This is a genomic window from Pectobacterium sp. IFB5596, assembly GCF_021432585.1.
Classification (GTDB): domain Bacteria; phylum Pseudomonadota; class Gammaproteobacteria; order Enterobacterales; family Enterobacteriaceae; genus Pectobacterium; species Pectobacterium punjabense.
The window spans coordinates 150,664-164,617 of the sequence record NZ_LXFY01000029.1 but is presented as its reverse complement, the minus strand read 5'-3'; the positions used below and the strand labels follow the sequence as shown (position 1 = coordinate 164,617).

The 13,954-nt window shown below is 50.0% G+C and carries 14 protein-coding genes; 9 read left to right on the top strand and 5 right to left on the bottom strand.

Annotation, left to right across the window (positions count from 1 at the left end):
- Window positions 1-69: 69 nt before the first annotated feature.
- Window positions 70-960, bottom strand: coding sequence for a LysR family transcriptional regulator (locus A6301_RS16920; RefSeq protein ID WP_234258307.1), 891 nt, complete (start codon window positions 958-960; stop codon window positions 70-72).
- Between the two features lie 558 nt (window positions 961-1,518).
- Window positions 1,519-1,773 carry a hypothetical protein gene (locus A6301_RS16915; RefSeq protein ID WP_168444494.1) on the bottom strand — a complete coding sequence of 85 codons (255 nt, stop codon included), beginning with the start codon at window positions 1,771-1,773 and terminating at the stop codon, window positions 1,519-1,521.
- Between A6301_RS16915 and A6301_RS16910 the strand changes: the two genes are divergently transcribed.
- From A6301_RS16910 to yeiB, 3 genes are all read left to right on the top strand, one after another.
- A complete protein-coding gene (locus A6301_RS16910) occupies window positions 1,661-3,349 on the top strand; it encodes a methyl-accepting chemotaxis protein (RefSeq protein WP_215482500.1) in 1,689 nt (562 codons plus the stop codon). The genes A6301_RS16915 and A6301_RS16910 overlap by 113 nt on opposite strands.
- Before the next feature lie 306 nt (window positions 3,350-3,655).
- Window positions 3,656-4,318 carry a GTP cyclohydrolase I FolE gene (gene folE, locus A6301_RS16905; protein WP_102118834.1) on the top strand — a complete coding sequence of 221 codons (663 nt, stop codon included), beginning with the start codon at window positions 3,656-3,658 and terminating at the stop codon, window positions 4,316-4,318.
- A gap of 139 nt (window positions 4,319-4,457) precedes the next feature.
- Entirely contained in the window at window positions 4,458-5,633 is a 1,176-nt protein-coding gene (gene yeiB / locus A6301_RS16900; RefSeq protein ID WP_107169795.1) for a DUF418 domain-containing protein YeiB, read from the top strand.
- Between the two features lie 8 nt (window positions 5,634-5,641).
- Here yeiB and sanA read toward each other — a convergent pair whose 3' ends face one another.
- Complete coding sequence (gene sanA, locus A6301_RS16895) at window positions 5,642-6,421, bottom strand: outer membrane permeability protein SanA (RefSeq protein WP_107169794.1); 780 nt, start codon at window positions 6,419-6,421, stop codon at window positions 5,642-5,644.
- Between the two features lie 304 nt (window positions 6,422-6,725).
- The gene (gene rimO / locus A6301_RS16890) at window positions 6,726-8,039 is read right to left on the bottom strand and encodes a 30S ribosomal protein S12 methylthiotransferase RimO (protein WP_107169793.1); all 1,314 of its coding nucleotides are present in this window, start codon (window positions 8,037-8,039) and stop codon (window positions 6,726-6,728) included.
- Between the two features lie 209 nt (window positions 8,040-8,248).
- On the opposite strand from rimO, the gene A6301_RS16885 reads away from it, so the two are divergent.
- From A6301_RS16885 to A6301_RS16875, 3 genes are all read left to right on the top strand, one after another.
- Entirely contained in the window at window positions 8,249-8,503 is a 255-nt protein-coding gene (locus tag A6301_RS16885) for a hypothetical protein (protein ID WP_234258306.1), read from the top strand.
- On the top strand, window positions 8,491-9,153 hold the full coding sequence (locus tag A6301_RS16880; protein WP_234258305.1) for a zeta toxin family protein: 663 nt from the start codon (window positions 8,491-8,493) through the stop codon (window positions 9,151-9,153). The genes A6301_RS16885 and A6301_RS16880 overlap by 13 nt, the downstream gene beginning before the upstream one ends.
- 139 nt (window positions 9,154-9,292) lie before the next feature.
- Entirely contained in the window at window positions 9,293-10,456 is a 1,164-nt protein-coding gene (locus A6301_RS16875; protein ID WP_234258304.1) for a PQQ-dependent sugar dehydrogenase, read from the top strand.
- Between the two features lie 31 nt (window positions 10,457-10,487).
- On the opposite strand, the gene A6301_RS16870 is transcribed toward A6301_RS16875, so the two are convergent.
- Window positions 10,488-11,105, bottom strand: a complete 618-nt coding sequence (locus A6301_RS16870; protein ID WP_234258303.1) for a glutathione S-transferase family protein — start codon at window positions 11,103-11,105, stop codon at window positions 10,488-10,490.
- A 141-nt stretch (window positions 11,106-11,246) separates the two neighbouring features.
- Between A6301_RS16870 and A6301_RS16865 the strand changes: the two genes are divergently transcribed.
- The 3 genes from A6301_RS16865 (at window position 11,247) to A6301_RS16855 (ending at window position 13,843) form a co-directional block, all read left to right on the top strand.
- Window positions 11,247-12,092, top strand: coding sequence for a MetQ/NlpA family ABC transporter substrate-binding protein (locus A6301_RS16865; RefSeq protein WP_234258302.1), 846 nt, complete (start codon window positions 11,247-11,249; stop codon window positions 12,090-12,092).
- 82 nt (window positions 12,093-12,174) lie between these two features.
- Window positions 12,175-13,191 (top strand): methionine ABC transporter ATP-binding protein, encoded by a 1,017-nt coding sequence (locus tag A6301_RS16860; RefSeq protein ID WP_215482496.1) that lies wholly within the window; start codon window positions 12,175-12,177, stop codon window positions 13,189-13,191.
- Complete coding sequence (locus tag A6301_RS16855) at window positions 13,184-13,843, top strand: methionine ABC transporter permease (RefSeq protein WP_107169787.1); 660 nt, start codon at window positions 13,184-13,186, stop codon at window positions 13,841-13,843. The genes A6301_RS16860 and A6301_RS16855 overlap by 8 nt, the downstream gene beginning before the upstream one ends.
- The last annotated feature ends 111 nt before the right edge of the window (window positions 13,844-13,954 follow it).

The following is a 13,954-nucleotide window of genomic DNA, read 5'->3' as shown; positions in this document are numbered from 1 at the left end:
GTTCATCGCTGCGTTGTTCTCTCGTGAAATGTGCTCTCGTGAAAAGGGTTGCTCAGGGAAAATAAGGCGTTATTCCTGCTGAGCGGGTGGTTCAATCATGCTGCACTGTTCAATGATAAGCTTTTTAAGCGCTTCAACATTGGGGCCGAAAGCGTCACGCCGCCATACCAGCCAGGTGGAAACAGCCGCGATGTCGGGTGGTAATTCATGTATCTGAACGCGTGCGACGGCGGGCAGTGATTCAAGGACGGCATAGGGGAGTATGGCCAATCCGGCTCCGCTGGCCACACAGGCAAGCATGGCATGGTATGAGTGAATTTCTATGATCGTACCGGGCACAACGCCATCTTGTTTGAACCAGTTTTCGAGGACCTTTCTGTAAGAACAGCTAGGACGAAAGGCAAACAGCGTATCCTGGCTGGCATCCCGTGCATGGGCAATCGGTGAGTGCGCAGGGTCGGATATCAGCACTAATCGCTCCGTAAAGCATGAACAGCCATTCAGCTCATCATAGACAACAGGGCCATCGACTAGCGCTGCTGCCAATGTTCCCGCCCGTACACGCTCGATAATCTCCCCTGATGTTCCAGTATTCAGAGATAAAGAGACATTGGGGTAACGTTGGTGGTAAGCCGCTAATAGTGTGGGTAAGCGGGTCGCCGCAGTGCTTTCTGTCGATCCTAACGCGAAATTACCCGCGGGCTCGCCAGTGCGCGTCATGCTAATCGCTTCCTCGCTGAGCGCGAGAATGCGTTGTGCATAACATAAAAAATTGTGACCAATCGGCGACAGACGCAAACGCTGTTTCTCACGGATAAACAGATCGGTGCCCAACTCCAGCTCTAACTGGCGTAGTCGCGTAGTCAGATTTGAAGGCACCCGATGAAGTTGCTCTGCGGCACGCGCGACGGAACCTGTTTCGGCAACAAGACAGAACATACGGAGCTGGGTCAAATCCATTTCTTTCTCTTTTTGTAATGAACTATTGTCTGATTATTCATTTTTTGTGAAGTGTAGCGGTAAGCTATGCATTTCGCAACTGGCTTACACCATGCTGATGTAAAACAACGCAGACCCTGCGGAAGGAAATGTGTCCTGAATGATGAAAATGACGGCCGTAATTATCATCAGGATTAATATCTGAGGGGAGAAAGGAAGAAAGCGATAAAATGATCGCGGCCTAAATTAATAGCACCGCAAGCAATGATTGCCGCGAAGAAGGACATATTTTCTAAGAAAGAGAGCAGAATGAGAAAATAAGAATAATCACAGAAAAATAAAATCATATTTCCCACTGATAAAACAGTTAGGGAGGGGAAATAAATAGATAATTAAAATAAACAGTTAAATGTATAAGTAAATGATTGTAACCAAGCAATAGCCAAAAACTATCATCATTCTTTTTTTTGATCGCATTTGTTGATGCGAAAGCGTAAAGTGCCCGCCCAAAGTGCCGATAATGATGATGAATGGTAGGAACATCTTATCGTTATTGTAAGGAAGAGTATCTTTTTGTCATTAAAGGAAAATAACTCTAACTAATGAGAGCCTCTGCTCTTCATTAAATGACGTAACACCCGGCGTATTTCCAATTAAAAATGTGCAGCCATGTTGCAGAAAGCGCAGAGGAAAATCGCCAGATAATTTATAGGAGTTTTCTGTGAACTTTTTAAAAAATATCACCATCAGGGCAATGCTTTTAACAATATTGGGGCTGTTTCTGATTGTATGGGGTGGAGCTTCTTTCTTTACTTCCACTTCATTAAGCAGCATGACCAAGTTATTGGAATCCGGTGAAACTCAACGTAAGAACGTAGAGATGCTGGTAAAAGGCAATGACCAGTATTTTCGTACGGTTACTCGTTTGTTGCGTTCGATGGATTTCCAGCAAACTGGCGAAACAGCGGAAGCAGAGAAAGTATTTACGTCCGCGACTGCGGCATTTAAAAATACGTCAGATCAACTGGCTGCGTTTAAAGCGGTTGGGCATGTCGGTGTTGATAAAGAAACGGCAGACAACATGATCGCCGCGTGGACTCGCCTGCTGGATAACGGGTTGACGCCGATGCTGAACGCCGCGCGTGAGAATCGTCAGGAGGAATTCCGTCAACTTTTCCGTACAGCATACCCGCCGTTGAGCGTGGCGTTTGGCAGTAACATGGATAAATATCAGACAGCGATTATTTCATCGTCAGAGACGTCAATGAGAGAGGTCTACGGTCTGGTTGACTGGAGTAACTATATCCTGCTGGGTGCTGCGATTCTTGGGTTGTTCATCCTGTTGTTGACGGATCGCTATCTGGTTCACTATCTGGTCAAGCCGTTGAATATGATCAAAGGGTATTTTCAGGTGCTGGCTGCCGGACAGCTTGGCCACCCGATTGACGAGTTTGGTCGCAACTGTGCGGGACAGCTGATTCCTTACCTGAAAGAGATGCAGGGAAGTCTGGTTAATACCGTTTCCATTATCCGCGACAGTTCAGCATCGATTCATCAGGGCTCAAGCGAAATTAAAAGCGGCAACAACGACCTGTCCGCTCGTACCGAACAGCAGGCGGCCGCTCTGGAGCAGACGGCGGCCAGTATGGAAGAATTGAGCGCGACGGTGAAACAGAATGCCGATAACGTCCATCAGGCGACGAAGCTGGCGCAGGAGGCCTCCGTTGCAGCGAAGAAGGGCGGAGACGTCACCGCAGATGTGATGGCGACGATGGCGAGTATTACAACAAGTTCGAAGAAAATAGCTGACATCACCAGCGTGATTAACGGCATCGCTTTCCAGACCAACATTCTGGCGCTGAATGCGGCGGTAGAAGCCGCCAGAGCCGGTGAACAAGGTCGTGGTTTTGCGGTGGTTGCGGGTGAAGTTCGTAATCTGGCACAGCGCAGTGCTCAGGCGGCGAAAGAAATTGAAAGCCTGATTACAGAATCAGTTCAACGCGTCAATATGGGATCAAATCAGGTCACACAAACGGGTGAAGCGATGGATTCCATCATTTCCGCAATTACTCGTGTGAACGATCTGATGGGGGAAATTGCCTCGGCGTCGGATGAACAGAGCCGCGGTATTACCCAGATTGGTCAGGCGGTTACCGAGATGGATGGCGTCACGCAGCAGAACTCCGCACTGGTACAGGAATCTGCGGCGGCCGCGGCGTCGCTGGAAGATCAGGCTCGTCAGTTGACCGAAGCCGTATCGGTGTTCCAACTGTCTGCAACAGATGGACATCGTCGTCCTCAGCAACGTTTGGCAGAGAAAGCGCCAACTGCGCAGAAGCCGATGTTACTCGCAGCCGCAGCCGCTGGCGGTAAGAAAGGCAACGCTAACGACAACTGGGAAACCTTCTGATCATGTCATGACAAACGGCGTCGGAAGCGTGACAGCCGCAAAAGTCAGGCGATTTATCGTTAAAAGCACTGAGCGTATTTTCTCAGTGCTTTTTTATTTATCGCTAAATAGTCGTTTTTCTGTACGTATTCTTTGACCCCCGTTACTGCGCACAGACACATCCGCCGTGTTTGATAACTTGAATCTATTTCAACAATCATGACATACAATCGCTGGATAATCGTTACTCTCTCAACTAGAGTGTTGACGGCACTAGGGTCTGACTAAGACCTCGATAGATAGAGTTACACCTGCAGGAGAATAATAATGTCATCACTAAGTAAAGAAGCCGTTATGGTGCACGAAGCGCTGCTGGCACGCGGTCTGGAAACGCCGCTGCGCGGGGCGTTGTTGGATCGGGATACGCGTAAGCAACGTATTGCCGAGCATATGACGGAAATTATGAATTTGTTGAGTCTCGATCTGAGCGATGACAGCCTGGCTGAAACACCGACGCGCATCGCCAAAATGTACGTTGATGAAATATTCTCCGGTTTGGATTACGCCAACTTCCCTAAAATCACCATCATTGAAAACAAAATGAAGGTCGATGAAATGGTTACCGTGCGGGATATCACGCTGACCAGCACCTGTGAACACCATTTCGTGACGATCGATGGGAAAGCGACGGTCGCCTATATTCCGAAAGAGGGCGTCATCGGGTTATCGAAGCTTAACCGCATCGTCCAATTTTTCTCGCAGCGCCCTCAGGTGCAGGAGCGTTTGACGCAGCAGATTTTGGTCGCGCTGCAAACGCTGTTGGGAACAAACAACGTTGCCGTCTCGATTGATGCTGTGCACTACTGCGTGAAGGCGCGTGGTATTCGAGATGCGACCAGTGCCACGACCACGACATCGCTCGGCGGGTTGTTTAAATCCAGTCAGAACACGCGTCAGGAATTTTTACGCGCGGTACGCCACCATAACTAAGCTCGCCCTTATTGGCGATGATGAAGCAAATAACATGCTGTCATCGCCAAATGGAGCGCTGCCAAATCAGCAAGTCTCTTCGCTTTTTCTCTATTTGTGCATACAATCGCTACTTCGATGATTTTAAAATGTAATTTGTATGCCTTCTCATTCACTATCGTCATCACATTCCGCTTCTTCACGGATCGTTACGCTGGATTTTGCACGCGGCGTCGCCATTTTAGGCATTTTACTGCTGAATATTACGGCGTTTGGTTTGCCCCATGCCGCATACCTAAATCCCGCCTGGCAGGGAAAGCCTGCGTTATCTGACGCTTTGGCATGGGCCGCGATGGATTTGCTTGCTCAGGTGAAATTTCTGACGCTGTTTTCTCTTCTTTTTGGTGCCGGGTTGCAACTGCTGTTATCTCGGGGATGCCGTTGGATACACGCACGGCTATTTTGGTTGCTAGTCATCGGTTTTATTCATGCCATTTTTCTGTGGGATGGCGATATTCTGTTTGACTATGCCCTGATCGGGCTGGTGTGTTACCACATCATTAGTCATGCGACGAGTAGTCGACAACTCATTATCATGGGCTCGCTTCTCTATATGGTGGAAATCGTCGTCCTGTTTGTGTTGAACCATATCTTGACGCTGCAACCGGGGCGATTCTGGTTGCCAAGCGTGGCGGATATCACCTATGAAACTTACTGGCGGACATTAGGTGGGCCCGAAGCATGGAAAAATCGTTTTGATCTCTTAACGGAAAGCCTTTTGTCGTTGGGGATGCAATATGCTTGGGTATTAGCGGGAACGATGTTGTTGGGGGCCGGATTGATGCGCAGCGGCTGGCTGAAAGGTGAGTTCAGTACCGCCCACTATCGCAAGGTTGCCCTATGGCTGATTCCGCTGGGCGTGGCAATTAACAGTATTGGCGTAGTGGGTCAGTGGCTGGTGGGTTGGGAATATCGCTGGAGCGGCTTGTTATTGCAGATTCCGCGTGAGCTGAGTTCACCAGTGCAGGCGGTAGGGTATCTTGCGCTGTGTTATGGTTTTTGGGCCACACTGTGTCAATGGCGAATCACGTATTGGATTACGGATATCGGGCGTATGGCGTTAACCAACTATTTGTTGCAGACGCTGATTTGCGTGGCGCTGTTTAACCAACTGGGCCTGTTTATGGCCTTTAGCCGCCTGCAACTGCTGGCACTGGTTCCTGCTATCTGGGCCGTCAATTTGGTCTTTTCCCACTACTGGTTACGTTATTTCCGTCAAGGGCCGCTTGAATGGTTATGGCGTAAACTCACCAATGCACTAGGGAAAACGGCGTAGGGAATACGTTACGGTGTGGTCTTCTCGTCCTGCTGCTTGGGGGCTGGTGCAGTTCTCATCAGTTGGTCAGGTTTAGCCTGACTCACTGGTGGAGTGAATACCTGTTCCGGCAGAACGGCAGGGTAGTCTGGCGCATCTTCTGGAATCTTATGCTCTGCTGGAATCGGTACCTGTGGTCCTAAAAAACGTGGCTCGCGTTTGAGAATATACAGATCGAACAGTGCGCCCAGACGCGCACCAAATTCACGAATTCGCACGGTCATCATATTTTTGGGGGAAGGCACGGCGTAACACTGTGCCTGAATGCCGAGGTGCAACGCGATGAATAATGCACGTTCACAGTGAAAACGCTGGGTGATGATGGTGAAATCGTTGGTATCAAATACTTTGCGCGTTCTGACGATGGAGTCCAGCGTGCGGAACCCCGCGTAGTCCAGCACAATATCTGAAGGCGGAACGCCAGCAGAGATCAAATCGCGGCGCATCGTCATCGGTTCATTATAACTTTGCAGCGCGTTATCACCACTTAATAACAGATAGCTGACCTTACCGCTGTTATAAGCGTTAATCGTTCCTTGCATGCGGAATAGGTAATACTGATTGAGCACGCCGGTACGGTAGTATTTTGCTGTTCCCAGCACCACGCCGACCTGGCGCTTCGGCAAGGTCTGAAGTTCATCATAAATAAAAGGCGCGGTTTTCCAACTGATCCAGCGATCGAGCGCAAAAGCAGAGAGCAGCAGTACGCCAATCAGGGCTAACAAACCGAATGTCAGGCGTTTCCACATGCTTATGCCTCGGGTAAGGCGAATAGACTCATCATGTCCCAAGGCTACTTTACCTGACAGGGGGACGCAAGACGCAGGCGAGAAACGGGCGGTTTATTGATTGAATTTTCAGCGTTCGGAGGGCGATGGTGTGAAAATAAAACGCCAGCCTTTCGGGCAGAAAAGCTGGCGTGATGGATAATACTGGTTACTTAGCCCGTTGTTAGGGGAAACACAGGGGGAGGTTCCCGCAGGGAGGCCTCACCCCTGTGGTCGCCCCGTGTATCTCGATCTTTAAACGATCAGTATAGGCGTAATGGACGCGTTAAACTCGGCTACCCCACAGATCGTATTCGTCTGCATGCTCGATTTTTACTTTGACGATGTCACCGACTTTCACGTCAGTTTCGCCGTTCAGGTAAACTGCGCCGTCAATTTCAGGGGCATCGGCCATGCTGCGGCCAATTGCACCTTCTTCATCGATTTCGTCGATCAGCACCAGCACTTCACGACCAATTTTGTCCTGCAAACGTTGGGTGGAGATCGCCTGCTGCAATTGCATGAAGCGGTGGAAACGTTCTTCTTTAACGTCTTCCGGCACCTGATCGGGCAATGCATTTGCCGACGCACCCTCGACTGGGCTGAATTTGAAACAGCCCACGCGGTCGAGTTTGGCTTCCTGTAGGAAATCGAGCAGCATCTGGAAATCTTCTTCCGTTTCGCCAGGGAAGCCGACAATAAAGGTCGAACGCAGCGTTAAGTCTGGGCAGATTTCACGCCAGCGCTTAATGCGTTCCAGCGTTCTTTCTACCGCTCCCGGGCGTTTCATCAGTTTTAGGATTTTCGGACTGGCGTGCTGGAGCGGGATGTCCAGATAAGGCAGGATTTTGCCTTCAGCCATTAATGGGATCACATCGTCTACGTGCGGGTAAGGGTAGACGTAGTGCAGACGCACCCACACGCCTAACGACGCCAGTTGTTCACACAGGCTGACCATGCTGGTTTTGACCGGTTGCCCGTTCCAAAAGCCAGTGCGTTGCTTCACATCTGCACCGTACGCCGACGTATCCTGAGAAATCACCAGCAGTTCTTTTACGCCGGCATCAACCAAACGTTTCGCCTCATCCAGCACCGAACCAATCGGACGGCTATCGAGATCGCCACGCATAGAAGGAATGATGCAGAACGTACAACGGTGGTTACAGCCTTCTGAAATTTTCAGGTACGCGTAATGACGCGGCGTGAGTTTTACGCCCTGCTCGGGAACTAAACTGGTAAACGGATTGTGCGTCGGTTTTGGGACATATTGATGTACGTGTGACAGCACTTGCTCATAGCTGTGCGGACCGGTAATTTCCAGAACCTTGGGGTGCACTTCGCGTATTTGATTTTCTTTGGCACCCAAACAGCCAGTTACGATGACTTTACCGTTCTCATTCAGCGCTTCGCCGATGGCTTCCAGCGACTCTTGTACGGCGCTGTCAATAAAACCACAGGTATTGACGATCACCAGTTCAGCGTCGTCATAACGTGGCACGACCTGATAACCTTCAGTACGCAGTTCGGTCAGAATCCTCTCGGAGTCGACGAGGTTTTTCGGGCAACCGAGGGAAACAAAGCCGATACGTGGTTGTTGCATATTATTCGCTCACAAAATAAACAGAAAATAAAAACCGGAGGATTCTACACCATAGTTGATTGTCCTTACAGTCAGTGGTGTAAAACTCAGCATTTTATCGCTATTAGGGTGGCGTTTTCGTGGAAGGCACTTCGCAAAGAGGCGCTAAATAACAAATGTGCGTAGAACGTTATGGTATACTTTTTCATCATTACCATGATTCAGGAGGCATGATGATGCAACGAATTAAAGTTGTGCGAAAGCACCAGCGCAAAAGCAAAATTGATGATAATCGAACCTTGATGCAGGTCGGCGTCCGTGCCTCAAAGCAGGCGATTAAAGAAGCGTTAGATTCCGGGGTATCAATCGCTTATATCAAGGATGGGCGACTGGTCAGCCAAGCCCCTGATGGCACGCTCTCGGAAATTAAACCTGTAAACGGTCAGCCGCCTCTCAAGCTTAGGGAACTACTTTGCCGAGTTTGAGATTGGTTGCAGGCCCGAATGGGTCGGGTAAAACGACACTGACAAAAGAACTGCGAGAAACGTATGCGGTTCCTCTGGGGCAATACCTTAACCCCGATGATATTGCAAAACACATTGATCTACCGGCATTACTGAGCGGAAAAATTGATAAGACGCTGTTGCCTGATGAATCTGCTGCCAGACTGGCGCAGAAGATTTCTTTAGGTCTGAGAGAGGACTGGATTCGCGATCGACTTTCTTTTACCTATGAATCAGTGATGAGTCACAAAAGTCATCTTGAGTTTGTAACGTTGGCGAGAAAAAACGGCTATAAACCCTACCTCTACTACGTTTGTACATCAGACCCAGCACTCAACGGGGAGCGAGTTACTCAGCGTGTTGCATTAGGTGGACACAGTGTGCCAGAGGAAAAAATTTTTAGTCGTTATCAGCGTAGCTTGGCAGTGCTTTCTGAGATGATTAAGCTCTGTCATCGTGCTTACTTTTTCGATAATTCAACGACGACGCTGACGTTTCTTGGTGAGGTGACGCCGGATGGCTTCCTTGATGTCGTCGAAGAGTCGTTTGATAACGTGCAGCCTATGTGGTTGTACAAGAATGTGATGTCGTCGTGGGATGAAAACAAAATCAGGATGATTCAGCCGAGATAATCTAACTTATTCATTTCCGCTGCTTTAGCGTCTGGCCCTTCTGAATTTCTTCAATAAATGTAAACCTTGCTCCGTTTTTTTGCACAAACATCGCCTGCCACCTAAATTTACAGGACTTTTGTTGGATGGAGACAACGCTATGCCCGCTTGCTTGATGCCCCGTAATTCTGCTTCACACACCGTGTTAAAACGATTTTCTGTGGCGCCGCACTGGCTGCTTAGCGCAACGCTGCTATTTTCCAGCCAGCTATTGGCAGCGGAACCAAAGGTGACGGAATTGCAGGATAAGTTGGATCACCCATGGTCATTAGCGTTTTTACCGGAAGAACAGGGGATTCTGATTACAGAACGTGCTGGGAATTTACGCTTATGGAAAGCGGGCAGCGCGCTGTCTGCACCGATAACGGGTGTACCGAAGGTTTTTGCGAAATCACAGGGTGGATTACTGGAAGTCGCGCTATCACCGGAATTTGCGCAGAATCGGCGCATCTACCTGAGTTTTGCCGAAGAAGGAAGTGATGGTAAAGCAGGCACCGCTGTCGGTTATGGCAAACTTTCCGCAGATAATAAGCGATTAGAAAATTTCACGGTCTTCTTCCGTCAGGAACCGAAGCTGTCGACGGGTAACCATTTCGGCGGCAAACTGGCCTTTGATCAACAAGGGCATCTGTTTATTGCACTGGGCGAAAACAACGAGCGCCCGACCGCACAGGATCTGGATAAGCTACAAGGCAAGATTGTTCGCCTGACGGCGGATGGCAAGGTGCCGTCCGATAACCCGTTTGTGAATACGCCTAACGCACGGCCGGAGATCTGGTCTTACGGGCACCGCAATCCACAGGGGTTAGCGATTAATCCGTGGTCTGGCGTACTGTGGGAAAATGAGCATGGTCCGAAAGGCGGCGATGAAATCAACATCCCTAAAGCGGGCGCCAATTACGGCTGGCCGATTGCGACACACGGCATTAACTATTCCGGGTTGAAAATTCCAGAAGCGAAAGGAAAAGAGATCGCAGGGATGGTTAACCCTGATTTTTACTGGGAAAAATCACCGGGCATCAGCGGAATGGCATTCTATAACAGCGATCGTTTTCCTCAATGGAAGAATTCGGTTTTCATCGGTGCTCTAGCGGAGAAGAACCTGATTCGCCTGACGCTTGATGGTAACAAGGTCGCCTCACAAGAGCGTTTGCTGGGCGATCGCGGTGAACGCATCCGCGATGTAAGGTTGGGGCCTGACGGCTATCTCTATTTGCTGACCGATCACGATAACGGCAAGTTGCTGAAAGTCGGATTGGAGTAAGCAATCAGGCACCTCACGGTGCCTGTTTCACTTAAGACAGCGGGATCATAACGTGTTTTTGATAAGCCGGGCGTTCGGTGAGTTGCTGATACCAGCGTTCCAGATGAGGATGTGCCTGCCGTTCAATTGGCATATTCAGCCAGCCGTAGACAACGCAGCCTAGCGGAATATCGCCAACGCCAAACCGATCGCCGGATAGCCACGGCTGATTAGCCAGAACGGCATCGACAATACCGAACAGCCGTTCGCACTCAACGATGCCTTTCTGTACCAACGCCATATCGCGTTTTTCTGGCGCGATGCGTACCATATTAATGAACACCGGACCGAAAGAAGACGCAAGCGAACTCGTCCAGTCCATCCATTTTTCGGCACTTGCTCGCTTGCCTGCATCGGCAAAGTACAGCGAATCTTGACCGTATTGCGCTGCTAAATAACGCACGATGGTATTAGATTCCCACAGTACTAGTTCGTCGTCCTGCAAGCAGGGGATAAGGCCATTAGGGTTCATCGCCAGATAATCAGCATCCTGGTTACGACCAAATTGTCCGCCAGCCGCAATATGTTGATAAGGCAGCGCAAGTTCTTCTGCACACCACAAGACTTTCTTTACGTTGGTCGAATTATCACGACCCCAAATCGTTACCATATCTACCTCTTTCTTCGTTAAGCCATGCACGGCTATCCGCGACCGCCGATGAGAATAATGATATGCCTTTTTAGTCTTTATGATTTAACTTGTCATTCTTAATAATGACAGCAAGTTACATTCAGACAGGAAAGTTACACAATGAAATTGACGCATTCTGTTCGTGCCGCTCTGGGGGTCACCCTGCTTGCCGCGGGCATGCAGTTGGCGATGGCTAACAGCGATCCGCAGACGATCACCTTTGGCGTGGCTCCGGGGCCGTATGGCGACATGGTGAATCTGGCGATCAAACCTGAGCTGGTGAAAAAAGGCTACAAGGTCGTGGTGCGTGAATTCAGTGATTACGTTCAGCCCAATTTGGCGTTGGCCAACGGTAGCATCGATGCCAACCTTTTCCAGCATACGCTCTATTTAGAAAAATTTGCCGCCGATAAAGGGTTAAAAATTTCGCCGCTGATCATCGTACCGACGGCCAGCATGGGCTTCTACTCGAAGAAAATCAAATCGCTGGATGAGCTGAAAAAAGGAGACGTGGTTACGCTCTCTAATGACGCCACCAATCTGGCGCGTGGTCTACGTTTCCTGCAATCGATGGGGCTGATTACGATTAAGGCTGATATCGATCCGACCAAAGCGTCTGAGAAAGATATTCTTGAGAACCCACGTGGGCTGGTTTTCAAACCGATGGAGGCGGCACAACTGCCGCGTACGCTGGATAGTGTGACGGCATCGCTGGTGAACGGTAATTTTGCGCTGGCATCCGGTATGAAACTGTCGTCGGCCATCAAGCTGGAAACGCTGGATGAGAACCTGAAAAATATTATTGCTGTGCGTACTGACGATCTCGATAAGCCATTTGTTAAAGATACCAAAGCGATTGTTGAATCACCTGCGTATGCTGCGGTGATCAACGATCCGGCATTGATGTATAGCCAGTTCCAAAAGCCTGAGTGGATGCAGGCGAAAACGCCAGCGCCTGCACAGTAAAGCTTCAGGTTGTACAACATACCATTTGGCCGGTCTATGACCGGCTTTCTTCTTTTCCGCTCTGGTCAGGAGTTTGCGGATAATGATCCAGTTAGAAGAGGTAAGCGTTGACTTCTCACACGGGAAGCAACCAGAAAATCGTGCGGTAGATAACGTATCGCTGCACATCCAGCGCGGAGACATTTACGGCATTGTCGGCACCAGCGGCGCGGGGAAAAGTACCCTGCTGAGAACCATTAATCTCTTGCAGCGTCCGACGTCAGGTCGTGTGCGCGTCAACGATGTGCTCATCAGCGAATTAGCGGGGCAGCCGTTGCGGGAGCAGCGGCAAAAAATCGGTATGATCTTTCAGCATTTTAATTTGATGCAGACGCGTACCGTGACAGAAAACGTCGCGTTCAGCCTGAAAGCCGCCGGGAAATCCAACGCGGAAATTACTGTGCGCGTGCCGGAAATTCTGAATCTGGTCGGACTGGCGGATAAAGCGTCATCGTATCCGGCTCAGCTCAGCGGTGGTCAGAAACAGCGTGTGGGCATCGCCAGAGCGATTGCCAACGATCCCGAAGTTTTGCTGTGTGATGAGCCAACCTCGGCGCTCGATTTAGAAACCTCCGCCGCGATTTTGGCGTTACTGAAAGAGATTAATGAGAAACTGGGTATTACCATCGTGCTGATTTCTCATGAGATGAGCGTGATTAAGGCCGTCTGCGATCGGGTAGCGGTGATGACGGGCGGTCGGGTTGTGGAAGAGGGCGATGTTTTCGATATCTTTGCTACGCCGCAGCACGCCTTTACGCGTCAACTGGTGTCCCATACGCTGGATCTCGCGTTGCCGCCACGTTTGCTGGTGGATTTGCAAGGCACATTATTGAAGATTCTGTTTGTTGGTGAATCGGCGGAGCAACCCGTGCTGTCGGACGTTGCGACGCGCTTCGGCGTATCCGTCAATATCCTGCACGGTAAGATCGAATACATCGGTAACCGTGCGTTAGGTATCCTCGTGGCACTATTGACCCATCCATCCGATCCTGGAAAAGTGGCGCAAGCGGTGGAGCATATTCAGATAAGAACGGCGAATGTGGAGGTGTTACATGGCTGATTTATGGATCGATCTGGTCGCAGCGTTCGGTGAAACGTTCCAGATGGTGGGGATCTCCACGCTGTTTGCCGTGATCGGTGGTTTACCGCTGGGGCTGCTGATTTACGTTACGGACAAGAATCTGTTCTGGCAAAACCGCGCCGTCTATCTGTTTGGCACGGTGTTGGTGAATATCATTCGTTCTATTCCCTTCGTTATTCTGCTGGTGCTACTGCTGCCGCTTACGCAGATTTTATTGGGTAATACCATTGGTCCAGTGGCTGCGGCAGTGCCGATGTCGGTCGCGGCGATCGCATTCTATGCTCGTCTGGTGGATAGCGCACTGCGTGAAATTGATCCCGGCATCGTGGAAGCGGCTGAAGCGTTCGGCGCTAGCCCAATGCGTATTATCGGCACTGTGCTGTTGCCAGAGGCAAAAGCGGGACTACTGCGTGGCCTGACAATTACGTTGGTAAGCCTCATCGGCTATTCAGCGATGGCGGGCATTGTCGGCGGTGGTGGCGTGGGTGACTTGGCGATCCGTTTCGGTTATTACCGATACGAAACTGAGGTCATGGTGATTACCGTGATTGCGCTGGTTATTTTGGTGCAGGTGGTACAGACCCTAGGCGATTGGTTATCAAAACGTGCAGATAAGCGCGAACGCCGCTGAGGGTATTTTCATGCGAGGCACGAGGCAATATTGAACGGCGATGGTTCCTCGTGCCAGTTACTATTTTTTTGATGGTCTCGCCGTCTGTATTTTCAGATATTCCTTACTCCT